The sequence below is a fragment of the Streptomyces sp. 840.1 genome (assembly GCF_003751445.1).
Lineage (GTDB): Bacteria > Actinomycetota > Actinomycetes > Streptomycetales > Streptomycetaceae > Streptomyces.
Map to the genome: position 1 here is coordinate 3,508,891 of NZ_RJUU01000001.1, position 21,147 is coordinate 3,530,037.

The following is a 21,147-nucleotide window of genomic DNA, read 5'->3' on the forward strand; positions in this document are numbered from 1 at the left end:
TGCGCTTTGGTGCCGCGTGCCGGGCGGCGTCCGATCGACGGGGGTGGGGTGCGGTGCGGCTCTATGCGGTGGTGGCGGCGGGCGGGTTCCGGCGCTATGCCACGTACCGGATTGCGACGGTCGCGGGGATCTTCACCAACACCGTCTTCGGTTTCATCATGGCGTACACCTATGTGGCGCTGTGGGACGAGCGGCCGCACCTCGGCGGCTACGACATGTCGCAGGCGCTCACGTACGTGTGGCTGGGCCAGGCCCTGCTGATGACCTGCGCGATGATGGGCGGCGGTTTCGAGGACGAACTGATGGAGCGGATCCGTACCGGGGATGTCGCGGTCGACCTCTACCGGCCGATCGATCTCCAACTGTGGTGGCTGGCAGGGGATCTGGGGCGTGCCTCGTTCCATCTGCTGGGGCGCGGGATCGTGCCGATGCTGCTGGGGGCGATGGCCTTCGATCTGGCGCTGCCCACCTCGCCGGGGATCTGGCCGGCGTTCCTGGTCTCGGTGGGGCTGGGGGTCGTGGTGAGCTTCGCGATCCGCTATCTGGTGGCGCTGTCCGCGTTCTGGCTGATGGACGGGGCGGGGGCGGCGCAGATCGCGTTCCTGGCGGGGATGTTCTTCTCCGGGCTGCTGCTGCCGCTGAACCTGTTCCCGGGACTGCTGGGCGAGGTGGCGCGGGCGTTGCCGTGGTCGGCGCTGCTCCAGGTGCCCGCCGATGTCTTCCTGGGGAAGCGCACGGGGTGGGGTCTGGTGCGGGCGTACGGGTTCCAGGCCGGCTGGGCGCTGGCGCTGTTGATGGTGGGGCGGCTGATGCAGTCGGCGGCGACGCGGAGGGTGGTGGTCCAGGGTGGCTGAGGCGCTGGAGGCGGTCGGGACGGAGGCGCCCGCCGCGGTGTTCGAGCCCCGGTCGCGATTGGCCGAGGGGGTCAGGGCGTACGGGCTGATCGCCGCGATGTGGCTGCGCTCGACGATGGCGTACCGGGCGTCGTTCGTGATGACGGCGTTCGGCAACTTCGCGGCGACGGCGTTCGACTTCGTCGCGATCATGCTGATGTTCTCGCACGTGGACGTGCTGGGCGGATACACGCTGCCGGAGATCGCCCTGTTGTACGGGGCCGCAGGTACGGCGTTCGGCCTGGCGGACCTGGTGATGGGGTCGATGGACCGGCTGGGCCGGCGGGTGAGGGACGGGACGCTGGACACGCTGCTGGTGCGGCCGGTCCCGGTGATCGCGCAGGTGGCGGCGGACCGCTTCGCGCTGCGCAGGCTGGGGCGGATCACGCAGGGGGCGCTGGTGCTGGGCTACGCGCTGGTGACCCTGGACATCGAATGGACCGTTGCGCGGGTGCTGATGGTGCCCCTGATGCTGCTGAGCGGGGCGGCGATCTTCGGGGCGGTGTTCGTGGCCGGGGCGGCGTTCCAGTTCTTCGCGCAGGACGCCTCGGAGGTGCAGAACTCCTTCACGTACGGGGGCAACACGCTGCTCCAGTACCCGCCGACGGTCTTCGCGACGGATCTGGTGCGCGGGGTCACGTTCGTCGTGCCGCTGGCGTTCGTGAACTGGCTGCCGGCCCTGTACGTCCTGGGCCGGGACTATCCGCTGGACCTGCCGGACTGGGTGGCGTTCCTGCCGCCGGTGGTGGCGGCGCTGTGCTGGGTGGTCGCGGGGCTGGCCTGGCGCGCGGGCCTGCGGGCGTACCGGAGTACGGGAAGTTGACGGACATCGAGCGGGGCGGGGCATCGGACATGAGCACGGACAGCAGCTTCATCGAACTGGACGGCCTGGAGAAGGTCTTCGACGTCCGCCGCCGCACGGGCTTCCTGCGCAGCGAACGCCGCGAGGTGCGGGCCGTCGACGGCATCAGCTTCCGGGTGGCGCGCGGTGAGATGGTCGGCTACATCGGCCCGAACGGGGCGGGGAAGTCGACGACGATCAAGATGCTGACGGGCATTCTCACCCCGAGCGGCGGCTCGCTGCGGGTGGCGGGCATCGACCCCTCCCGGGAGCGGACGAGGCTGGCGCACCGGATCGGGGTGGTCTTCGGGCAGCGCACCACGCTCTGGTGGGACCTGCCGCTGCGGGACTCGTACCGGCTGGTCCACCGGATGTACCGGGTGCCCGACGCCCGCTTCCGGGCCAATCTGGAGCGTTGCGTCGAACTCCTCGACCTGGAGGAGCTGTTGGACGTCCCGGTGCGGCAGCTCTCGCTGGGGCAGCGGATGCGCGGCGACATCGCGGCGGCCCTGCTGCACGATCCGGAGGTGCTGTACCTCGACGAGCCGACGATCGGTCTCGACGTGGTGTCGAAGGCCAAGGTGCGTGGATTCCTGCGGGACCTGAACGCGGAGCGCGGTACGACGGTGCTGCTCACCACCCACGATCTGACGGACATCGAGCAGTTGTGCAGGCGGGTGATGGTGATCGACCACGGCCGTCTGATGTACGACGGGGCGTTGTCCGGGCTGCACGAGGTGGGGGAGAGCGAGCGGACGCTGGTGGTCGATCTGGAGCGCGAACTCCCGCCGATCCGGCTTGAGTCGGAGCCCGCCGTGCGCACGGTGAAGGTGGAGGGGCCGCGGCAGTGGCTGGCGTTCCCGGCGTCCGCGTCGGCGGCGCCCCTGGTGGCGCGGATCGCCGCGGAGTACCCGATGGTGGATCTCTCGGTGCGGGAACCCGACATCGAGGCCGTGATCGCGAAAATGTACGCCTCGGCCAAGGCTCCGGCCGCGGGGCCGGATGCGGCGACGGCCACGGGGGCTGCGGGCAGGTAGTCCGGTGACGGAAGTCCGGGCTTTCAATAGGCTGCGCGCTATGACTAGCGAACTTCCGGACATGCGTGCCTCCGACGCCGAGCGTGAGCGTATCGCCGAGATTCTGCGCGAGGCGGTGGCCGAGGGCCGGCTGGAGATGGAGGAGTTCGAGCAGCGCCTCGAAGCGGCCTACAAGGCCCGTACGCACGGGGAGTTGGAGCCGATCGTCCGCGACCTCCCGGCCGTCGGCGCGGCGGTGGCGCCGGTGGCGCCCGCGGGGCAGGTCCTGACCGGTTCGATGGCGCGCTGGTCGGACCGGGTGGGCAAGCCCGCGACGTCGGGCGGTGCCTTCGCGTTCTGGGGCGGGTTCCGCCGCCGGGGCAACTGGACCGTCGGCCGGAAGTTCACCGCCTTCGCGATGTGGGGCGGCGGTGAGATCGATCTGCGCGAGGCGAACTTCGAGGACCGTGAGGTGGTCATCCGCTGCTTCACAATCATGGGCGGTATGCAGGTGACGGTTCCGCCGGACCTGAACGTCGAGGTCCGGGGCATCGGAGTCATGGGCGGCTTCGGGGAGAGCACGAAGGATGAGGGCGTCCCGGCCCCGGACTCTCCCCGGGTGCGGATCACCGGCTTCGCGCTGATGGGCGGCGTCGGCGTGGAGCGCAAGCGGAGCAGGGCGGAGAAGCAGCGGCTGCGGGACGCGGAGCGCTCACGCGGCCGGCTGGAGAAGGGCGACGGGGGGACCGGGGCGGGCGACCGGTAGCCCCCGCCCCGCGCCCTCTCCCGCTGTCGCCGCCCCGCTGTCCCGCCGCCCCGCCGTTCCTCAGAGCGCGTCGGACGACGGCCGGACGCGTACCAGGTCGGCCGGGTTCACCAGGGAGCCCAGGCGCTGGTAGCCCGCGTCGTTCAGGTGGAGATGGTCACCGCAGTCGTAGGCGGGGTTGAGCCGGTACGGGTGGACCGGGTCGCGCATCTCGCGGTCGAAGTCCAGGACCTGGTCGAAGACCCCGCCGGCCCGGATCGTCTCGTTGACCCGGTTGCGTACGGCGTCCTGCGCGGGGGTCCAGCTGCGGTAGCCGTCGTACGGCATCAGGGTGGCGCCGACGACCCGCATCCCGTGCGCGTGGGCCTGCTGCGTCATGGTGCGCAGGGCGTCCGTGATCCGCTGCGGGTCGGTCTGCTGGGGGAAGCCCTGCACGTCGTTGACGCCGAGGGCGATGATGACGGTCTTCGCGCCGCTGACGTCCAGCACATCGCGCCGGAAGCGGTCGAGGGCGCGCGGCCCGATGCCGTCGTGCAGGATGCGGTTGCCGCCGATGCCCTGGTTCACGACCGCGTACCGGCCGTTCATCCGGTCGGCCAGGACGTCGGGCCAGCGGCTGTTCGCGTCGGTGGTGGAACCGGTGCCGGCGGTGAGCGAGTCACCGAGCGCGACGACGGTCCCGGCGGCGGTCGTGCTGCGCACGTCCACGGCCGTGAGGTAGCGCCAGACGGTGCTGCGCCAGGTGCCCTGCGCGGTCTCCACGTAGGAGCTCTGGTGGCTGTTGGGGTGCACGGTGATCGGGCCCCGGGCGGTGGGGGTGCGCAGGGTGACGACGAGGTCGGAGTCGGCGGCGACCGGGACGACGACGGGGTCGCTGACGATCTTCCCGCCCACGCCGATGGTGGTGGCCGGGGCGCCCCGGAACGTCACCGGGCGGGTGTTGACGGTGACGTCGTCGACCAGCAGCGGACGCGTACCGAAGAGGTTGGAGAGGGTGATGCGGGCGGCGTTGCCGCCGACGCTGGTGTGCACGACATTGCGGATGGTGCGGTGGGTCAGGTCCTGGTCGTGGGTCGGGTCGGTGGCTCCGAGGACGGGTGCGGCCGCCCAGGTGGCGAGCCAGAGCCCGGTGGAGTGCGCCGGAGCCGCCGGCGGCCGGGCCGTGCTCTGCGGTGCGGCGGACGCGGAGGCCTTCGCCCGGGGCCCGGAGAACAGCATCGAGCCGGCGAACGCCACGACGGCGGCGAGCGCGGCGGTGCCGGTCACGAGAGCTATGAGCAGGGCGTACCCCTGGCGCCTGGGCATGGGCGGTGTGTCTCCTTTGTTGGCGGGCCGGTTCCATGATGCGGCAGGGCGCGGGGAACTCAACGTGCGGCCCGGGAGTAGGTCGGGTAAGGACAATGCGTACGGGGCGTCGGGGGACGATGCGTACGCGGACGGGTGGAGCGGATGGAACGGATCGAAGGCACCGGAACCGGCGAGCGGGACACCGGTACGGCGGCGGCCGAAGGCGCGGCTTCGAGCACGGGCGGCAGGAGCGCGGGGACCCGCCGCCCCGCCTCCCTGGCCTCGTTCGCGTACACGGCGGCGGACGAGGAGAAGCGTCGCGGCGTACGCCGTATGAAGACCACGGCCACGGGCCTCCTTCTGCTGGTCGCGCTCGTGTACGTCCTCGCCACCTGGGCGAAGAACGAGGGGGTGGGCGGCTGGCCGGGCTTCGTCGCCGCGGCCGCCGAGGCGGGCATGGTGGGTGCGCTGGCCGACTGGTTCGCCGTCACGGCACTCTTCAAGCGTCCGCTCGGCCTGCCGATTCCGCACACCGCCATCATTCCCACGAAGAAGGACCAGCTCGGGGCCTCTCTCGGTTCCTTCGTGGGCGAGAACTTTCTGTCGGGCGATGTCGTACGGGAGCGGATTCACTCCCTCGGCATCGGCGGCAAGGTCGGGGCGTGGCTCGCGGAACCGGAGCACGCGGACCGGGTCACGGCCGAGCTGGCGACCGCGCTGCGCGGTGCGCTGACCGTGCTGCGCGACTCGGATGTGCAGGCCGTGGTGGGTGAGGCGATCACCCGGCGGGCGAACGCGGCGGAGGTCGGCCCGAGCCTCGGCAAGATGCTGGAGAAGGTCGTCGCCGACGGCGGGCACCGCAGGGTGGTGGACCTGGTGTGTGTCCGGGCTCACGACTGGCTGGTGATGCACGGCGATTCGGTGATGGACGCGGTGCAGGGCGGTGCGCCGGGCTGGACGCCCCGGTTCGTGGACAAGCGGGTGGGGGAGCGGGTCTACAAGGAGCTGCTGCGCTTCCTCACGGAGATGCGCGACATGCCGGGGCACCCGGCGCGCGGCTCGATCGACACGTTCCTGACGGACTTCGCCGCCGACCTCCAGACCGACTCGGAGACCCGGGCCCGGGTGGAGCGGCTGAAGTCGGAGGTGCTGGGGCGCGGTGAGGTGCAGGACGTCATCGCGTCCGCCTGGTCCTCGGTCCGCACGATGGTCATCGCGGCGGCCGAGGACGAGCAGAGCGAACTGCGCCTGCGCGCCCGCGCCTCCTTGATGTCCCTGGGCGCCAGGCTGGCGACGGACGGCCGCCTCCAGGCGAAGCTGGAGGGCTGGCTGGAGGACGCGGCGGTGTACGTCGTGACGACGTACCGGACGGAGATCACGTCGCTGATCAGCGACACGGTGGCCGGCTGGGACGCGGACCAGACCTCGAAGAAGATCGAGGCCCACATCGGCCGCGACCTGCAGTTCATCCGCATCAACGGCACGGTGGTGGGCGCGCTGGCCGGACTGGCGATCTACACGGTGTCGCGGGCGCTGGGAGGCTGACCCGGGCGGCCGGCCCGGCAATTTCGGGCCCGTCCGGCGATTGAGGACCGACGGCGCCCGGGGGTGCGCCCGCGCCTCGCCCGGTCCGGGCGCGCCCCGGGCGCACCCGCGCCCCGGGGTCAGGCCGCGCGTCGCGTGACCGCCCAGGACGCGGCGGCCACCGTCCCCGCCGCGGTGAAGACCGCGGGCCACGCCCCGATCCGCTTGGCGAGCGGGTGCGATCCCGCGAAGGCGGCGACATAGGCGGTGGTCAGCCCGGCGGCGGCCCGCGCCCCGGCCCGCCGGTTCCACTCGTACGCCGCAGCGGTGCCCGCGGCGGCGAGGGCGACGCCGCCCAGCGGACGCTTCCTGGTCCACCGCGCGACGGCGTACCCGCCGACCAGTCCGCCCGCCGCCACTGCCGTTGCCGGAATCCTCGCCATCGCGGCCACCTCCACCTTCGGGTCCGTCGTCCGGTACCGCTTCTCGGGCCCGGATACCGGAACCGAGGCTAACGCGGCTTTCGGGCGACCCGTCGCCGAGGGGGTGTACGTGCGTTTACCCTAGGAGTCCGGGGGTGAACGCACGTACACCCCTGCCTTGCCGCCGAGCACCGTACGGAGAGCCATGCCCGCGGACATACCCGTCCCAGCCGACGCCGCGCCCCCCGCAGTCCAGGCCCCGCACCCCCGCTTCGCCGTCGGGGTGCTGGCGTTCTGCGGCGTCGTGGTCGCGGTCATGCAGACGATCGTCGTCCCGCTGCTCCCGCACATCCCCCAGCTGACCGGAGCCACCCCCGCCGCGGCGAGCTGGCTGGTCACCGTCACGCTCCTCACCGGCGCGGTCTTCACCCCGGTCCTGGGCCGGGTCGGTGACATGTACGGCAAGCGGCGGGTGCTCGTCGCCTCGCTCGCGGTGCTGGTGGCGGGCTCGGTGCTCTGCGCGGTCAGCTCGCACATCGGGGTCCTGATCACCGGGCGCGCCCTGCAGGGTGCGGCGATCGCCGTCGTCCCGCTGGGCATCAGCATCCTGCGCGACGAGCTCCCGCCCGAGCGCGTGCTGTCCGCCGTCGCGCTGATGAGCTCCACGCTCGGGATCGGCGCCGCGGTCGGGCTGCCGGTCGCCGCCGTGGTCATCGAGAACTTCGAATGGCACACGATGTTCTGGGTCTCCGGCGTGATCGGACTCATCGACATCGCGCTGGTCCTGCGCTGTGTACCGGAATCCCCGCTGCGCAGCCGGGGCCGCTTCGACGCGGTCGGCGCGCTCGGCCTGTCCGCCGCGCTGGTCTGCCTGCTGCTCGCGGTCACCCAGGGCGCCGACTGGGGCTGGGGCTCGGTCCGGACGGTCGGCCTGCTCGTGACGGCCGTCGTGGTGGCACTGCTGTGGGGCGCGTACGAGCTCCGCGTCGCGACGCCCATGGTCGACCTGAGGGTCTCCGCCCGCCCGGCCGTACTGCTCACCAACATTGCCGCGCTGCTGATCGGATTCGCGTTCTACGCGAACTCGCTGGTCACCGCCCAGATGGTGCAGGAGCCGAAGGCCACCGGTTACGGGCTCGGCGCCTCGCTCGTCGTCAGCGGGCTGTGCCTGCTGCCCGGCGGTGTGGCGATGGTGGCGCTCTCGCCCGTATCGGCGCGGATATCGGCCAGGCGCGGCCCGAAGGTCAGTCTCGCGCTGGCGGCCGGGATCATCGCCGTCGGGTACGGGGTGCGCTACTTCACCAGCCACAGCCTGTGGCTGATCGTCGCCGGGGCCACCGTCGTCGCCTCGGGCACGGCGATCGCCTACTCGGCCCTGCCCGCCCTGGTGATGCGCGGGGTCCCGGTCAGCGAGACCGGGGCGGCCAACGGGCTCAACACCCTCATGCGGTCGATCGGCCAGGCCTTCTGCAGTGCGACCGTCGCCGCGGTCCTGGCCAACATCACCTTCCGGGCGGGGGGCCGGACGGCTCCGACCCTGCACGCGTACCAGCTGGTCTTCGTGATCGCGGCGGGGGCGGCGCTCGCCGCCCTGGTCGTCACGCTGTTCCTGCCGGGCCACGGGCAGGCGGGGGCGGGTACGGTCAAGGAGAGCCGCAAGGCGCCGGACATCCGCGAAGGCGGTGTACGGACAGCACAGACCCAGGAGGGCGCATGACCGGCGGCCAGGCCACCGCACCGGCCACCGGGTCCGCGGAAGCGGGCACCGGCAGGGGCGCGATCCTGCGCGCGGCCCGGCGGGCGTTCACGCAGCGCCCGTACGCCGAGGTGACGATCCGCCAGATCGCCGCGGACGCCGGGGTGAGCCCCGCCCTGGTGGTCAAGCACTTCGGCCGCAAGGAGGAGCTGTTCAACACCGTGGCCGACTTCGGCCCGGCCGCCGCCGAACTGTTCGACGCGCCGCTCGCCCTGCTGGGCCGCCACATGGTCGTCACGCTGGTGGTCCGGCGCCGCGAGCTCAAGTCCGACCCGCTCCTGCGCGTGGTGTTCTCCCTCGGCAACCAGGACGAACGCTCACTGCTGCGCGACCGGTTCCACGAACAGGTCACCGACGCCCTGACCGCCCGGCTCTCCGGCCCGGACCGGACCCTGCGCGCCGAGCTCCTGGCCGGACACCTGCTCGGCCTCGGCGCCACCCTCAGCCTGCACCGCGAGGGAGCCGGTGCCCTGGCCACCCCGGAACGCATCGCCGACCTCTACGCACCCGCGCTCCAGAAGCTGATCACGGGCTGAGCGGTTCGGAGGAGCCCCTGGAGTGGACGGCGAAGCTCCGCACCGCGCTGGCCGGTGACACCTCCACGGCCGGCCTGGAGAAGCACGTCAAGGACCTGGTCGGCGCCCGCGACCGCATCAGCACCTGGATGCAGGACCACCCGGAGGACTCCCGCTGAGCGGCCCGGACCCCGGGCCGGGCGGTCACTTGCCCAGCTTCGCGGCCAGCGCGGCCCGCCGGGCGAACGTCTCGTCCCTGGCGGCGGCCATCTCACGCAGGGCCGTCTTCCGCTCCCGCTGCGCCAGCCGGTCCAGATAGAGGTGGCCGCGCAGGTGGTCCGTCTCGTGCTGGAGGCAGCGGGCGAAGTAGCCCCGGCCCTCGATCACCAGCGGATTGCCGTCCTTGTCCCGGCCGCGTACGACCGTACGGTCCAGCCGGGCCACCATCCGGTAGGGGCCGGGGACGGAAAGGCACCCCTCGGACTCCTCGACCAGCCTGCGCTCCCCGGGCGGTACCTCGTCCAGGACCGGATTGGCGATGTGCCCGACATGGCGCACCCCCCAGTCGTCCGTGATGTCCCACATGAACAGCCGCAGGTCCACATCGACCTGGTTGGCGGCGAGCCCGGCGCCCTCAGCGACCTGGTTGGTGGCGAACATGTCGTCGACCAGCCGCGAGAGTTCGGCGGAGCCGAACTCGGTGACCTCCCGGCACGGGCGGCGCAGGACCTCCTCCCCGACGACGGTGATCCGGCGCACCGAGCCCCGCTCGGTCTCCGGCGCGAACCGTGGGAAGGAGTCGACGGGTACGCCCTGCACGTGTACCCGGCGGTCCCGCGAGGTGTCGTCGAAGCGAGCGGCCATGGGGGTGATCAACGCCTTCCGCGCACAAGGGAGTCGGCCGCAGGGCGGCCGGTTTGACCGAACGCTTTGCAAAGTAGCACTCTTTGCAAAATGAGCGATGAGAAGCGTCAAGCGGCGTCCACCGGCCCACTGCCGTACCGGGCCCGCAAACCGCTCCCGGACCACCCCGTCCGCGTAGCCTTGCTCGACCTGCTCGCGGAGGTGGGCACGGTGACGTCCACCGAGGCCGCCGCCCGCCTCGGCCACAGCTCCGGCCTCTGCTCGTTCCATCTGCGCCAACTCGCCGCGCACGGCCTCATCGAGGAGGCGCCGCACAAGGGCGGCCGGGTGCGGCCGTGGCGGCTGCGCTGGGAGCCCGCGGGTGAGCCGCGGGACCGGGAGGGGGTGGCGGAGTTCGACGTGCTCGCGCGCGGGCTGGAGGACGAGAGCTACCGGCACTGGCTGAGCCACCGCGATCGCGCGCCGGCCGAGTGGCGGCAGGACGAGTCCTTCAGCGCCGTCGTCCACCTCACCCCCGCCGAGGCGGCAGAATTCGCCGCATCCGTACGGGACTTGCTGGCGGTCTACCGCGAGCGCGAGGACCATCCAGGGGCGCGCCCCGCAGACGCCGTGGCCGTGGCGGCGGTCACCAGGCTGTTTCCCCTGCTGGCCGACAACCCGGGCCGCCCGCAGCCGGCCTGACGGGCTGAGGACTACTCGGTCCCCGCCCCGGCCCCCGTGTCCGAGTCCGCGTCCGAAGCGGATTCCGCCAGCACCGCGAGCACCTTCGCGAGCCGCTCCCGCGCGCCCGCCTCCGTGATGATCCCGTCCGGGCCGACCGCCTGCCGGTCCACCGGAACCCGCACGCAGGCGTCCACGACGACGGCGGCGCCCGTGTAGCCGAGCACGGTGCGCAGCGTCGCCTCCGCGCCCAGGCCGCGACCCGGCGCGGCCGCGCTGACCCAGGCGACCGGCTTGTCGCAGATCTCGGTACCGCCCACCGTCCAGTCGAGGAGGTTCTTGAACGCCCCCGGTAGGGTCCCCGCGTACTCCGGGGTGCAGATCAGCAGGGCGTCGGCCGCGTCGATCGCCGCGCGCAGCCGGGCCACCGGCTCCGGCAGCGGCTCGACGTCGTCATCGGGGTTGAAGTGCGGAAGGGCGGCGGGCCCCTCGTGGAGCACGGTCCGCACCCCTGTGGGCGTCACGGCCCGCGCGGTGCGCAGCACCGTCTCGTTGGAGGAACCGGACCGCAGGCTTCCGGACAGCAGAAGGATCACACGTGGCGTCGGCATGCCCGCACAACCGGCCGGACCCGGCCGCTCATTCCCGTACCTGCGCGGGCCGGTCCCGGACTGACGACACCGAGCCGGGGCCGGGAGTGGCTCCTGCTCCAGTTCGGCGACCACCTGGTCGCCGCTCAGCTCACCGGTCGTCCGGAATCCCAGCTTCCGGTAGAACTCCTCGGGCCCGTGCGCGCCGGGCACGTACGTGACGGTCGTACGTGTCTGTCCGCGGCGCCGCAGCTCGTCGTTGACGGCCTCCACCGCGAAACGCCCGTAGCCCCGGGCCTGTTGACCGGCGTCGATGTTCAGCCGCCAGAGCCCGGAGCGGGGCCGGTCGCCGGGCTGCCCGGGGTGGAAGCGCACGTCGAGGAAGGCCATCACGAAGCCCACGATCCGCTCGCCGTCCACGATCAGCCGGGGCCACGCGGTCTCGGGCGAGGCGTAGGCCTGGGCGAGCGACCAGGCGACCGGCTTCACGAGCCCGTCCTGGTCGGGGCGGACCCGCAGGGCGCAGGCTTCCTCGACGTTGTCCGAGGTGACGCTGGTGAGACGGGGTGACGAGGACATCCCCGCAACCTACCTGCGCGGCCGGCCCAGCACCTGCGGATATCGGCCGCACCGCCCCCGTCCCCGTACCGCCCGGAGCCGGATCAGCTGAAGACGACCGACCGGAGCTTGAGCCGGCTGGAGGCGTTGCCCCCGTTGGGGCGCAGGGTGTAGTGGTCGCCGGTGCAGTCCGGGCCGGTGAAGACCGTCGCGGTCGCATCGGTGTTGTTCCAGGGCTTGTCGGCGGGGCCCGAGGTGTCCGGGTCCGCGACTCCGGGCAGGGTGACGCAGTCCCGGCTGGGCGGCGCGAGCAGGGCGACCGCCTGCCGGTGCCCGAGCGGGGTGGTGTACGTGTAGGCGAACTCGCCTTCGGCCGCGCTGGCGGAGCCGGGGAGGCTGACGACGAGCGCGAGGGCGCCGAGGGCGGCTGCCGCAGTGGTACGAAGTCGCATGGTGGGAGCACTCCTTGTGGGGTTCGCCGTGCGGTTCGTTCGAGCCGCTCGGGTTGTTCGGGCCGTTCGGGCCGTTTCGCGGCCGGGGCGGAACGAAGCAAGATCGTTCCGCCCCGAGTCTGTCCCGGCACCGGCCCCGCCGGGCCGCTGATTCACTCGGTCGCTGTACGGCTCACCCGAACGGGAACCGCCGAATCGGTTCGCCGACGGCCATCTGGGTCACGCGTTCCGACCGGCAGCCCGTGGGCCCGGCCGTGTTGTGCAACCCGCACGGCCGCGTCAGGATCGGCGGAGCTGCGGCAACCGCGCACGCCACACCGAATCCGACCTGGAGGCCCCGCCGTTCATGAGTGATTTCAGCATCCACCGCGGACAGGTGCACCACGCCTGGGACCGGACGGTCAAGCCCGTCGCCACGCTCGCCCCCGGCGACGAGGCGGTCCTGGAGTTCCAGGACGCGGGTGGCGGTCAGCTGACCGCCGCGTCGACCGCCGCAGACCTCGCCGAGCTGGACTTCGGCACCCTCAATCCCGTCACCGGTCCCCTGTACGTGACCGGGGCCGAGCCCGGTGACGCGCTGGTCGTCGACATCCTCGACGTACAGGTCGGGGAGTGGGGCTGGACGGCCTGCCTGCCCGGGTTCGGGCTCCTCACGGACGACTTCCCGGACCCGTACCTGCGCGTCTCGACGATCACCGGTGGATACGCCGAACTGCTGCCCGGACTGCGCATCCCGGTGGTGCCGATGATCGGGACGATCGGCGTGGCCCCGCCCGAACCGGGACCGCACTCGGTCATCCCGCCCCGCCGCTGGGGCGGCAACATGGACATCCGCCACATCGGCCCCGGCGCCCGGCTCATCCTGCCCGTCGGGGTGGCGGGCGCCCTGCTCTCGGCGGGCGACGCGCACGCCGCGATGGGCGACGGCGAGGTCTGCGGTACGGGCGTGGAGACGGCGGCGACGGTGCGGCTGCGGGTGGACGTCCGCAAGGGCGCGGCGCCCCGCACCCCGGTGATCGAGACGGACCCGGTGAGCGCCAGGACCGGCGCGGCCCTGGCCACGACGGGCATCGGGCCGGATCTGATGGCGGCGGCGAAGGACGCGGTGCGCGCGCTGATCGACGAGATCTCGGCCCGGACGGGCCTCGTCCCGGAGGACGCCTATCTGCTGGCGAGCGTGGCGGCCGACCTGAAGATCTCCGAGATCGTGGACGCGCCGAACTGGGTCGTGTCGGCCCATGTGGAGCGGGAGTTGTTGGGCGGGGCGCGGGGGTAGCGGCCGGCACCGCGGGTGAGGGTGTGAGAGGGAGCATCCGCCCTGTCGCCCCTCACCCGCGCGGCTTCCGCCTCAGCGGCCCGCGTTGCGCCGGAGGGCCACGTCCACCGTCATGTACGTACGGGTCCACGGGGACGTACTTCGCGAACCGGAGTCCGGGGATCGCCGACGTCGGCCGTGATGTCGAACTCCGCGGTCGAGTGGAACGCAGCGACGCGCCCCGACACCCGGATCCGGTCGAACGGGGAGAGCACCGAGAAGCCGCTCGGCGCGGTGACGTCGAGGGCGACACCGTCGGAGCGCCCCTCGGCGTCGTGGAGTGCATCCGCGACGGGAAGGCCGTGGCCCGCCCACAGGCGTTCGACCGCGGTCATTTCCTCTTGCACTCCCCGTATCCGCCGCACCCCGATCCGGGCCCGGCCGTTCAGCCCGTCGCGTTGCGCCAGACGGTCACGTCCACCGTCATGTACGTGCTGGGTGAGTCCTCGGACGAGTGGCCCTGGTACGTCAGCAGGCCCATGTGGCCCGTGCCCGTGGTGATGCAGACCTGGCGCCCCTTGGAGAGCTTTTCCACGGGGATGTTCTGCGCGAACCGGGTCTCCGCGCGGCAGGCGGCCAGCGAGCCCGCCTGTCCCGGATCGAGCAGGACCAGCTTCCCCCCTTCGCTCTCCGCGTCGAGGTAACCGCCGCTGTCGTAGGACAGTTCGTACCCCTGGTCCTCGCCGTCCTGCGGCCGGAGGTCCTCGTCGCCGAGCGTCAGGTGGTAGCCCTCGGTGAGATTGATGGACTTGTACTCGGCGGGTTCCGGGTCGGCCTGCGGGGTCGGCTCGGCAGCGGGCTCGCCGCCCTTGTCATCGGCCGACGGCGTATCGGCGGCGTCCGGCGAGGTCTCGGCCTTGGGGGAGGTGCTGTTCGTCGGGGAGGCGTTGTTCTGCGTCTCCTTCCCGTCGTCCTTGAGCACGTAGTACGCGGCTCCGGCGCCCGCGATGGCGAAGACCAGCGCGGCGGCGATGGCGATGGCGGCGATGCGGCCGCCACGGCGCTTCGGGGGCGTGGGAGTGAGGTGGGTCTGCTGCCCCGGGGGCGGCACGTGCCCGGGGTGGGTCTGCGCCTGGACGGGGAACTGGCCCGACGTGTGGGCCGGGTTCTGGTGCTGGACCTGCGGCTGAGGACCCGAGGGGTACTGCCGGCCGGGGTGGGCGGGCTGGGTCGGCTGCGCGTGCGGTGCCTGGAGGGGGTAGCCGGTCTGGGACGTGTCGGCGTACTGGCCGGGCGGCGGGGTCGGAGCCGGGCCGAAGCCCGGAGGCGGGGTGCTCGGTGCCGCCGGAGTGGTCGGTGAGTACGCGGCCGGGCCGGGAGCCGCGGTCGGGGCGGTGGTCGGAGGCGGCGGGGTCTGGGCGGGGGCCGGGGCCGCCGCTCGTACGGTGATGTCGGCGGCGACCGGGCTCGGCAGCCAGTCCTCGGGGCGGCGCAGCACCGTCTCCGCGTTCGCGGTCTGGCAGAGCTCGATCACCTCGGCGACCGACGGCCGGGCCTCCGGGTCCTTGGCCAGGCACCGGCTGACCAGCTCCATCAGCCGTTCCGGAACGCGGCTGAGGTCGGGCTCCTCGTGGACGATGCGGTAGAGCACCCCGTGCGAGGTCCCCTCCCCGAAGGCGGGCGCCCCCGCCGCCGCGAACGCCGCGACCTGGCCGAGGGCGAAGATGTCGGTGGCCGGGGTGACCCGGCGCCCGGCGGCCTGCTCCGGTGCCATGAACGACGGGGTGCCGATGGTGACGCCGCTGCCGGTGAGCGAGGTCGCGTCGGCCGCGTACGCGATGCCGAAGTCGATGACGCGGGGGCCGTCCGCGGCGAGCAGCACGTTGGACGGCTTGAGGTCGCGGTGCACGATGCCCGCGCCGTGGATGACGTGCAGTGCCTCGGCCATGCCCGCGATCAGCAGCAGGACGGCCTCGACCGGCAGCGCCCCGTGCGCGACGACCGCGTCGGCGAGCGAGGGTCCGGGCACATAGGCGGTGGCCAGCCACGGCTGCGCGCCCTTGGTGTCCGCGTCGATGACCGGCGCGGTGAACAGCCCCTGCACGCGCTGCGCGGACTGCACCTCCTGGGCGAACCGCCGCCGGAACTCGGGGTCCTCACCGAACTCCGGCCGGATCACCTTGATGGCCACGGGCCGCCCGCCGGGCGTGTACGACAGGTACACCTTGCCCATGCCGCCCGCACCGAGCTTGGCGGCCAGCCGGTATCCGGCGATGGTGGCCGGGTCGTCGGCGGATAGTGGCTGAAAGACCTGGGAGGCGCTGCCCCCGCTTGGCTGCTGACCGCTCATGAACTCGTATCTCCCCCGCAGAGCGCTGCTGTCGAAACGGCACCTTATCCAAATCCGGGCCGGGTGGCGCCGGAGCTTCCCGGCCGGCCCGGTGCGGCCGGACCCCGTCTGTGACAATTCGCCTCATGCCGTACCTGGTTGCTCCCGCGATACCCGCCGGCGCACTGGCCGTGACCGGCCGGCCCACCCTGAACGGCCCGCCGGGAAGGGCGCCCACTGGGCGTTGGCCGACGCGCAGAGCGACGCGCTGCTGGGCAGGGTCGCCCTGAAGTCCTTCGACCTCCAGGGCGGCACGGCCGAACTCGCCTACTGGATCGTCCCGTCGGCGCGCGGCCGGGGCCTGTGTCCCCGGGCGGCCATGGTGGCCACCCGCTGGGCGCTGTACGAGTGCGGCTTCCACCGCGTCGAGCTGGAGCACGCGAGCGCCAACCACGCGTCCTGCCGGGTGGCGGTCAAGGCCGGCTTCGAACCCCGGTCCGGGTCCGGGGCCGGGCCGGCGGCTACTCCGGCGGGTTGAGCTTGCGGAAGTACGTCCAGCTGGTCTCGTTCGGCTCGCTCCACTTCTCCGGGGCGCGGGCGAACTCCGGCTGGTGGGCGGCGATGTAGGCCCGGGTGCGCTCGGGGACCTCGTCGTACGAGCCGAGCTTGCGGCCCCGGCAGTGGAAGGTGAGCCCGCCCGGCCGCTGACCGCGTGCCATCCACGGGAGCCACGGGGACATCCGGGTCCACGACATGGTGGCCGGGACACTGGGCGCCGGGCCGGCCAGGTCGGCCCGGTCGGCGAAGAACTGGAAGAGCTCCAGGGCCTTGTACGTGTCACCGGCCGAGTGCACGGGGTACTGGGCCACCGGCAGCGGTGAGGGGTAGGCGAGCGGGATCTCCAGGCTGAAGCAGACCTGCCCGCCGAGTTCGGTCGTCGGGATCGGGAAGGGGCGCCACTTCTGGTTCGCCGGGTCGTTCCAGACGTGCACCACGGGCTGGTCCTGCCAGGTCTCCAGGATCTCGCGGCTCGCGGGGTCGAGGTAGAAGGCGGCCTCACGGGTGAGCAGTTGGTAGGCGTCCGGCCCGGCCTCGGCATCCTGGACCAGCCGGGAGACGTTGAGCCCCTCGAAGCCGAAGACGCGCTGGTAGGGCTCGTCGGGGGACCAGGCGTACACGTCGCCGGACCACCAGTACGTGACCTCCTCGCCGTCGAGCGAGGCGCGGGTGCGGGCGAAGGAGCGGAGCAGCTCCGCGGGTGTCGTCATACGCACTACTCTGCGCGGTCAGGGCCCGCGCCGGGCGGGAAACACCCCGGAGGGGCCCGAAGCGGCCACGCCCGCGTGAGGCGACTCGGGCCCAGCTGCGTCACGCAGGCGTGGGGAACACGTACCGCACGCCCGTCGCCTGCTCCGAGAGTTCCCACAGCCGCCGGCCGGTCGCGGCGTCGGCCGCTCCGGCGGAGAGCTCCACCCGCGTCGGACCGCCCCGCAGCTCCGCCATGCCGTCCGGCCCGATGAACTCGCCGCTCCGCACGCCCGGTTCCGTCGCCGCGTACAACTGCGGCAGCGCGCCCCGGTCCGGGTTCTGGGCGAGAGGGGTGAGGAGGTGGCCGAACAGCAGCTTCACCATGCCGACGGGCCCGTCCGTCTGGAGGCCGGTCGCGGCGTAGCCGGGGTGGGCGAGCACGCTGCGGACCGGGCTGCCGGCTTCGCTCAGCCGGCGGTGGAGCACGTGGCCGAAGACCGCGTTGGCGAGCTTCGACTGGTTGTAGTACCCCATCGGTGAGTAGCGGCGCTCGCCCGTGATGTCGTCGAAGAAGAGCCGCGCCTTGCGGTGGTTGGCCGAACTCACCGTGACGACGACGGGGTCGGTGCCCGGAGTCAGCAGATCGAGGAGCAGCCCGGTCAGCGCGAAGTGGCCGAGATGGTTGGACGCGAACTGCAGCTCGTGGCCCTGCGGGCTCAGCGACCGGGGCGGTGCCATCACACCGGCGTTGTTGACGAGCACGTCCAGCCGCGGGTGAACGGCGCGCACCGCACCGGCGAAGGTGCGCACCGAGTCGAGGTCGGCGAGGTCGAGGCGTTGCACTTCCAGGCTCGCGCCCGGGTGCTCGGCGGTGATCGCGGCGGCTGCCCGGCGGCCCTTGTCCTCGTCGCGGACGGCGAGGATCACGTGCGCTCCCCGGCGTGCGACCGCGCGGGTGGTGGCCAGGCCGAGCCCGCTGTTGGCACCGGTGACGACGAAGACCCGCCCGGTCTGGTCCGGCATCTGCCCGGAGGCCCAACGCGTCCGCCGCCCCTGCCCGTGCCCGTCCTGCCCGTCCTGCCCGTGCCCGTCCCGCTCCTGCTCGTCCTGCCTCTGCCCGTCCTGCTTCTTCTGCTCCTGCTGGTTCCGCTCGGGCTGCTGGTCCCGCTCCTGCCGCTGTGTCATGCGGCACAGGCTGCCTCTGATGGCACTCGGTGTCAAGACGCTACTGAGTGCCATTGGGGGCATGAAGTACCCTGAGTGGGTGAGCAACCGCCCCGAAGTGACGATGGCCCAGCGCAAGCGTCAGCTGGTCTCCGACGAACTGACCGAAGCAGCGCTGCAGTTGATGGCGTCGAAGGGGTTCGAAGCGGTCACGATCGACGAGATCGTGAGCGCTGCGGGCGTGTCCAAGCGGACGTTCTTCCGGTACTTCGCGTCCAAGGAGGACGTCGTCGTCCGGTTCCTGGCCGACATGGGCACCGGCATCCGCGCGGAGCTCGCGGCGCGCCCCGCCGGGGAACCGCCCTCCGTCGCGCTGCTGCACGCCGTCCGAGTCCCGCTCGCTGTCTGCTCCGGCCACTCCGAATCGGACAGGGCGCTGCGCGTCGTGCAGCTGATCCTGCGCACCCCCGCCCTGCTCGCCCGCTTCCTGGAGCGCCAGGCGCAGTGGCGGGACGACCTGGCGGAGGAGCTGGCCCGGCGTCCGTGGCCGGAGGCGGAGTCCGACCTCTATCCGAGGCTGGCCGCGGGAATGGCACTGAACGCCTTCGATGCCGTACTGCACCGGTGGAGCGCGAGCGACGGCGCGGAGGACCCGGCCGACCTCATCGACCGGGCGTTCGCGGTGATCAACCCGGCGCTGGACGGCGCGCGAGGACGACAGGAGTCCTGAACGACCACTCCTGTCCACTCCTGGCCACTGCTGTCCGCTCCCGTCGCCCCTGCCCGCCCTGTCCATCCCTGTGCAGCCCTGTCCGGAATCCACCGCTCTTATTGCACGCTCGTCGAAACACGGGCCGAGGGCGCGGCGGCGGCCCCAGGGTGGACGAGTCACTGACCGACCCGAGCACATGGGGGACACCATGCTCACGCTCAAGAACCTCGGCCGGCTCGTCGCCGGCTCCGCGCTGATCGCCGGCACACTCGTACTCGGATCCCCGGCGGCCCACGCCGCCGGCTGCTCCGGGGGCAGTTCGGGAATGAACTGCGGCAACTACGCCCCGACCGCACTGATGAACCACCCCTGCTTCGAGCCGTCGTCCACCTGCGGCAACCGGATCAACCAGGTCGACACGCTGCGTTCCACGTACAGCTGGTTCAAGTGCTACGTGCGCGGCGAGAAGCACAGCGGCGGCAACACCGTCTGGTACTACACCAACGGTGACGACCACGGGAGTTACGGCTACATCCCGGCGTCCCGCGTCTTCACCAGCGTGGACCCGGCACCCGGCCTCCCGCACTGCTGACGGCGTCCCGCGTCCCGCGACGCGGGTGCGCACGGAAGCCGCGATTCCCGTTGCGTGGCGGGTGGGCCTGCCTGACCATGACCTCGCAGGTCCGCCCGTCCCGTGGCGGCCGCCGTGGACGAAGGGGGCTCCGTGCGCAAGCTCGTGTACTGCATCGGCTCAACCCTGGACGGTTTCATCGCCGGCCCGGACGGCGCCGACCTCACCGGCCCGGACGGGTTCTGGCCGCTCCCGGACGACTACATCGGGCACATCATCGCCGAGTACCCGGAAACCCTGCCCGGCCCGGCCCGTACCGCGCTGTCCGTCTCGGCTCCCGGCACCCGCTTCGACACCGTTCTGGAAGGGCGCAGGTCCTACGAGACCGGCCTCCGGGCAGGGGTGACCGACGCCTATCCGCATCTGCGGCACCTCGTGTTCTCCCGCACGCTCGGCGAGAGCCCCGACCCCGCCGTGGAGGTCGTGGCGGACGACCCGGTGGCGCGGGTCAGGGGGCTGAAACGGGAGGCGGGCAAGGACATCTGGCTGGTCGGCGGCGGTGAGCTCGCGGGCGCCCTGTACTCCGAGATCGACACGCTGATCGTCAAGCTGAGCCCGCTGACGTTCGGCGCCGGCATCCCGCTCTTCTCCGACAGGGCCACGTTCGACCCGAACGCGTGGACGCTCACGGATCACAGGGTCCTGGACAGCGGGGCGTTGTTCCTGACGTACGACTGTGCCACCACCACCATGATCATCTCGGTCACGGACTGAGGGGCCGACCCCGCTCCTCAGCCGATTCCGCCAGGAACCCGGAGATGAGGCCGCACAGCGTCGCGGGACGCTCCAGGTGCAGGTCGTGGCCGGTCCCGGGGAGGCCGACGGCCTCGGTGGCGGGGCGCCGGCGCAGCATCTCCTCGACCTCCTGGGGCGGGACGAAACCGGTCTGGCCCAGGACGAGCAGGGCCGGGCAGGCAACGGCGTCCCACTCGCCCCAGAAGTGGCGCCGGGCGTTCTCCGAGATCGCGCCGACCATCACGTCCCGGTCGAACCGGGGCCACCAGCCGCCACCGCGTTCCTCCAGCCCGCCGGCCCAGCCCTCGCCGAGCGGTCCGCCGCCGAAGAAGCTGACGGCGGCTTCGCGCGAGGCGAACGGCGTCGGCCAGGAGTCCAGCCAACTGCCGATCTTGGACGGCGTGTTCGGGTCCGCGACAGCCGGGCCCGCCTCGACGAGGACGAGTGCGCCCACGTGCCCGGGGTGGGCGGCGGCGGTGAGCATGGCGGTGTGGGCGCCCAGGGACTGGCCGATGAGGACGGGCCGTCGCAGGCCGAGCTGATCGGCCACGGCGACGACATCGGACACGTAGGCGGCGCGGGACACATCCTGCGGACGACGCTCGGCGGCGCCGTGCCCGCGCTGGTCGACCGCGACGATCCGGAGCGCGGGGCTCAGGGACCGGGCCACCGCGTCCCATTCACCGGCGTGGCCCGCCAGCCCGTGCAGCAGGATGGCGGGCCGGCCCGGTCCGCCCCAGTCCCGGCAGACCAGCCGGACACCGTCCCGGATCACCGTGCGTTCGGACCAGGACATACGGGCCTCCAGGGCATGGGGGGGCAGGGGTTCGTGCCGCGCCGTCGCCGTGCAGTCGCCGGGCCCCACGTCCTCAGGTCTGCGGGCCTGCGGGCCGTTCAGTGCGGCGAGTCCGCGACGGACGGCGGCAGCG

At 72.6% G+C, this 21,147-nt stretch carries 23 protein-coding genes and 1 pseudogene; 13 read left to right on the forward strand and 11 right to left on the reverse strand.

The genetic code is table 11. The features are described from left to right. Positions 1–53: 53 nt before the first annotated feature. The 4 genes from EDD93_RS16010 to EDD93_RS16025 all read left to right on the forward strand — a co-directional run bounded on the left by EDD93_RS16010 (position 54) and on the right by EDD93_RS16025 (position 3,516). Positions 54–854 carry an ABC-2 family transporter protein gene (locus EDD93_RS16010; protein WP_123525784.1) on the forward strand — a complete coding sequence of 267 codons (801 nt, stop codon included), beginning with the start codon at positions 54–56 and terminating at the stop codon, positions 852–854. Then, the gene (locus EDD93_RS16015; RefSeq protein ID WP_123525785.1) at positions 847–1,716 is read left to right on the forward strand and encodes an ABC transporter permease; all 870 of its coding nucleotides are present in this window, start codon (positions 847–849) and stop codon (positions 1,714–1,716) included. The genes EDD93_RS16010 and EDD93_RS16015 overlap by 8 nt, the downstream gene beginning before the upstream one ends. Before the next feature lie 29 nt (positions 1,717–1,745). Then, the gene (locus EDD93_RS16020; protein ID WP_123527800.1) at positions 1,746–2,771 is read left to right on the forward strand and encodes an ATP-binding cassette domain-containing protein; all 1,026 of its coding nucleotides are present in this window, start codon (positions 1,746–1,748) and stop codon (positions 2,769–2,771) included. A gap of 61 nt (positions 2,772–2,832) precedes the next feature. Then, positions 2,833–3,516, forward strand: coding sequence for a DUF1707 domain-containing protein (locus tag EDD93_RS16025; protein WP_123525786.1), 684 nt, complete (start codon positions 2,833–2,835; stop codon positions 3,514–3,516). A 60-nt stretch (positions 3,517–3,576) separates the two neighbouring features. Here the strand turns inward: EDD93_RS16025 and EDD93_RS16030 are convergent, their stop codons facing one another. After that, complete coding sequence (locus EDD93_RS16030) at positions 3,577–4,821, reverse strand: SGNH/GDSL hydrolase family protein (RefSeq protein ID WP_123525787.1); 1,245 nt, start codon at positions 4,819–4,821, stop codon at positions 3,577–3,579. Positions 4,822–4,965: 144 nt separating this feature from the next. Between EDD93_RS16030 and EDD93_RS16035 the strand changes: the two genes are divergently transcribed. Then, entirely contained in the window at positions 4,966–6,348 is a 1,383-nt protein-coding gene (locus EDD93_RS16035; RefSeq protein ID WP_123525788.1) for a DUF445 domain-containing protein, read from the forward strand. A 119-nt stretch (positions 6,349–6,467) separates the two neighbouring features. On the opposite strand, the gene EDD93_RS16040 is transcribed toward EDD93_RS16035, so the two are convergent. Next, positions 6,468–6,770: a hypothetical protein gene (locus tag EDD93_RS16040; RefSeq protein ID WP_123527801.1), complete on the reverse strand. Its 303-nt coding sequence runs from the start codon at positions 6,768–6,770 to the stop codon at positions 6,468–6,470. A 184-nt stretch (positions 6,771–6,954) separates the two neighbouring features. On the opposite strand from EDD93_RS16040, the gene EDD93_RS16045 reads away from it, so the two are divergent. Beyond that, a complete protein-coding gene (locus EDD93_RS16045; RefSeq protein WP_123525789.1) occupies positions 6,955–8,466 on the forward strand; it encodes an MFS transporter in 1,512 nt (503 codons plus the stop codon). Then, positions 8,463–9,041, forward strand: a complete 579-nt coding sequence (locus EDD93_RS16050) for a TetR/AcrR family transcriptional regulator (RefSeq protein WP_123525790.1) — start codon at positions 8,463–8,465, stop codon at positions 9,039–9,041. The genes EDD93_RS16045 and EDD93_RS16050 overlap by 4 nt, the downstream gene beginning before the upstream one ends. Positions 9,042–9,224: 183 nt before the next feature. Here EDD93_RS16050 and def read toward each other — a convergent pair whose 3' ends face one another. Then, the gene (gene def / locus EDD93_RS16060) at positions 9,225–9,884 is read right to left on the reverse strand and encodes a peptide deformylase (protein ID WP_123525792.1); all 660 of its coding nucleotides are present in this window, start codon (positions 9,882–9,884) and stop codon (positions 9,225–9,227) included. 90 nt (positions 9,885–9,974) lie between these two features. On the opposite strand from def, the gene EDD93_RS16065 reads away from it, so the two are divergent. Continuing rightward, positions 9,975–10,565: a helix-turn-helix domain-containing protein gene (locus tag EDD93_RS16065; protein WP_123525793.1), complete on the forward strand. Its 591-nt coding sequence runs from the start codon at positions 9,975–9,977 to the stop codon at positions 10,563–10,565. Positions 10,566–10,576: 11 nt separating this feature from the next. Here the strand turns inward: EDD93_RS16065 and EDD93_RS16070 are convergent, their stop codons facing one another. The 3 genes and pseudogenes from EDD93_RS16070 to EDD93_RS16080 form a co-directional block, all read right to left on the reverse strand. Beyond that, positions 10,577–11,155, reverse strand: coding sequence for an NADPH-dependent FMN reductase (locus EDD93_RS16070; protein WP_123527802.1), 579 nt, complete (start codon positions 11,153–11,155; stop codon positions 10,577–10,579). 96 nt (positions 11,156–11,251) lie between these two features. Further along, positions 11,252–11,713: pseudogene (locus EDD93_RS16075) on the reverse strand (GNAT family N-acetyltransferase); the annotation flags it as partial. 83 nt (positions 11,714–11,796) lie between these two features. After that, on the reverse strand, positions 11,797–12,144 hold the full coding sequence (locus EDD93_RS16080; RefSeq protein WP_123525794.1) for a hypothetical protein: 348 nt from the start codon (positions 12,142–12,144) through the stop codon (positions 11,797–11,799). A 346-nt stretch (positions 12,145–12,490) separates the two neighbouring features. Here EDD93_RS16080 and EDD93_RS16085 point away from each other — a divergent pair, with 346 nt between their 5' ends. Then, positions 12,491–13,420, forward strand: coding sequence for an acetamidase/formamidase family protein (locus tag EDD93_RS16085; protein ID WP_123525795.1), 930 nt, complete (start codon positions 12,491–12,493; stop codon positions 13,418–13,420). Positions 13,421–13,530: 110 nt separating this feature from the next. Here EDD93_RS16085 and EDD93_RS16090 read toward each other — a convergent pair whose 3' ends face one another. Together EDD93_RS16090 and EDD93_RS16095 are read right to left on the reverse strand one after the other, a co-directional pair. After that, a complete protein-coding gene (locus tag EDD93_RS16090) occupies positions 13,531–13,794 on the reverse strand; it encodes a hypothetical protein (protein WP_123525796.1) in 264 nt (87 codons plus the stop codon). A gap of 50 nt (positions 13,795–13,844) precedes the next feature. Next, on the reverse strand, positions 13,845–15,749 hold the full coding sequence (locus EDD93_RS16095) for a serine/threonine-protein kinase (RefSeq protein ID WP_123525797.1): 1,905 nt from the start codon (positions 15,747–15,749) through the stop codon (positions 13,845–13,847). On the opposite strand from EDD93_RS16095, the gene EDD93_RS16100 reads away from it, so the two are divergent. Then, positions 15,748–16,266, forward strand: coding sequence for a GNAT family N-acetyltransferase (locus EDD93_RS16100; RefSeq protein ID WP_123525798.1), 519 nt, complete (start codon positions 15,748–15,750; stop codon positions 16,264–16,266). The genes EDD93_RS16095 and EDD93_RS16100 overlap by 2 nt on opposite strands. On the opposite strand, the gene EDD93_RS16105 is transcribed toward EDD93_RS16100, so the two are convergent. Both EDD93_RS16105 and EDD93_RS16110 read right to left on the reverse strand, forming a co-directional pair. Further along, positions 16,250–16,996: a DUF1838 family protein gene (locus EDD93_RS16105; protein ID WP_123525799.1), complete on the reverse strand. Its 747-nt coding sequence runs from the start codon at positions 16,994–16,996 to the stop codon at positions 16,250–16,252. The two genes, EDD93_RS16100 and EDD93_RS16105, sit on opposite strands and share 17 nt — an antisense overlap. A gap of 100 nt (positions 16,997–17,096) precedes the next feature. Further along, on the reverse strand, positions 17,097–18,161 hold the full coding sequence (locus EDD93_RS16110; protein WP_123525800.1) for an oxidoreductase: 1,065 nt from the start codon (positions 18,159–18,161) through the stop codon (positions 17,097–17,099). A 61-nt stretch (positions 18,162–18,222) separates the two neighbouring features. Between EDD93_RS16110 and EDD93_RS16115 the strand changes: the two genes are divergently transcribed. The 3 genes from EDD93_RS16115 to EDD93_RS16125 all read left to right on the forward strand — a co-directional run bounded on the left by EDD93_RS16115 (position 18,223) and on the right by EDD93_RS16125 (position 20,197). Then, positions 18,223–18,870 (forward strand): TetR family transcriptional regulator, encoded by a 648-nt coding sequence (locus tag EDD93_RS16115; protein ID WP_123525801.1) that lies wholly within the window; start codon positions 18,223–18,225, stop codon positions 18,868–18,870. A gap of 190 nt (positions 18,871–19,060) precedes the next feature. Next, a complete protein-coding gene (locus EDD93_RS16120) occupies positions 19,061–19,444 on the forward strand; it encodes a hypothetical protein (protein WP_148083868.1) in 384 nt (127 codons plus the stop codon). A gap of 132 nt (positions 19,445–19,576) precedes the next feature. Continuing rightward, on the forward strand, positions 19,577–20,197 hold the full coding sequence (locus EDD93_RS16125) for a dihydrofolate reductase family protein (protein ID WP_123527803.1): 621 nt from the start codon (positions 19,577–19,579) through the stop codon (positions 20,195–20,197). Here EDD93_RS16125 and EDD93_RS16130 read toward each other — a convergent pair. Then, on the reverse strand, positions 20,187–21,014 hold the full coding sequence (locus tag EDD93_RS16130; protein ID WP_123527804.1) for an alpha/beta fold hydrolase: 828 nt from the start codon (positions 21,012–21,014) through the stop codon (positions 20,187–20,189). The two genes, EDD93_RS16125 and EDD93_RS16130, sit on opposite strands and share 11 nt — an antisense overlap. Positions 21,015–21,147: the final 133 nt, after the last annotated feature.

What these genes read in the sequence shown, in the direction of transcription:
- EDD93_RS16065 (WP_123525793.1), top strand. Translation starts at nt 9,975, where the DNA reads ATGAGCGATGAGAAGCGTCAAGCGGCGTCCACCGGCCCACTGCCGTAC.
- def (WP_123525792.1), bottom strand. Translation starts at nt 9,884, where the DNA reads ATGGCCGCTCGCTTCGACGACACCTCGCGGGACCGCCGGGTACACGTG.
- EDD93_RS16050 (WP_123525790.1), top strand. Translation starts at nt 8,463, where the DNA reads ATGACCGGCGGCCAGGCCACCGCACCGGCCACCGGGTCCGCGGAAGCG.
- EDD93_RS16105 (WP_123525799.1), bottom strand. Translation starts at nt 16,996, where the DNA reads ATGACGACACCCGCGGAGCTGCTCCGCTCCTTCGCCCGCACCCGCGCC.
- EDD93_RS16030 (WP_123525787.1), bottom strand. Translation starts at nt 4,821, where the DNA reads ATGCCCAGGCGCCAGGGGTACGCCCTGCTCATAGCTCTCGTGACCGGC.
- EDD93_RS16100 (WP_123525798.1), top strand. Translation starts at nt 15,748, where the DNA reads ATGAACTCGTATCTCCCCCGCAGAGCGCTGCTGTCGAAACGGCACCTT.
- EDD93_RS16095 (WP_123525797.1), bottom strand. Translation starts at nt 15,749, where the DNA reads ATGAGCGGTCAGCAGCCAAGCGGGGGCAGCGCCTCCCAGGTCTTTCAG.
- EDD93_RS16085 (WP_123525795.1), top strand. Translation starts at nt 12,491, where the DNA reads ATGAGTGATTTCAGCATCCACCGCGGACAGGTGCACCACGCCTGGGAC.
- EDD93_RS16110 (WP_123525800.1), bottom strand. Translation starts at nt 18,161, where the DNA reads ATGACACAGCGGCAGGAGCGGGACCAGCAGCCCGAGCGGAACCAGCAG.
- EDD93_RS16020 (WP_123527800.1), top strand. Translation starts at nt 1,746, where the DNA reads ATGAGCACGGACAGCAGCTTCATCGAACTGGACGGCCTGGAGAAGGTC.
- EDD93_RS16045 (WP_123525789.1), top strand. Translation starts at nt 6,955, where the DNA reads ATGCCCGCGGACATACCCGTCCCAGCCGACGCCGCGCCCCCCGCAGTC.
- EDD93_RS16035 (WP_123525788.1), top strand. Translation starts at nt 4,966, where the DNA reads ATGGAACGGATCGAAGGCACCGGAACCGGCGAGCGGGACACCGGTACG.
- EDD93_RS16025 (WP_123525786.1), top strand. Translation starts at nt 2,833, where the DNA reads ATGCGTGCCTCCGACGCCGAGCGTGAGCGTATCGCCGAGATTCTGCGC.
- EDD93_RS16130 (WP_123527804.1), bottom strand. Translation starts at nt 21,014, where the DNA reads ATGTCCTGGTCCGAACGCACGGTGATCCGGGACGGTGTCCGGCTGGTC.
- EDD93_RS16080 (WP_123525794.1), bottom strand. Translation starts at nt 12,144, where the DNA reads ATGCGACTTCGTACCACTGCGGCAGCCGCCCTCGGCGCCCTCGCGCTC.
- EDD93_RS16040 (WP_123527801.1), bottom strand. Translation starts at nt 6,770, where the DNA reads ATGGCGAGGATTCCGGCAACGGCAGTGGCGGCGGGCGGACTGGTCGGC.
- EDD93_RS16070 (WP_123527802.1), bottom strand. Translation starts at nt 11,155, where the DNA reads ATGCCGACGCCACGTGTGATCCTTCTGCTGTCCGGAAGCCTGCGGTCC.
- EDD93_RS16120 (WP_148083868.1), top strand. Translation starts at nt 19,061, where the DNA reads ATGCTCACGCTCAAGAACCTCGGCCGGCTCGTCGCCGGCTCCGCGCTG.
- EDD93_RS16115 (WP_123525801.1), top strand. Translation starts at nt 18,223, where the DNA reads ATGAAGTACCCTGAGTGGGTGAGCAACCGCCCCGAAGTGACGATGGCC.
- EDD93_RS16090 (WP_123525796.1), bottom strand. Translation starts at nt 13,794, where the DNA reads ATGACCGCGGTCGAACGCCTGTGGGCGGGCCACGGCCTTCCCGTCGCG.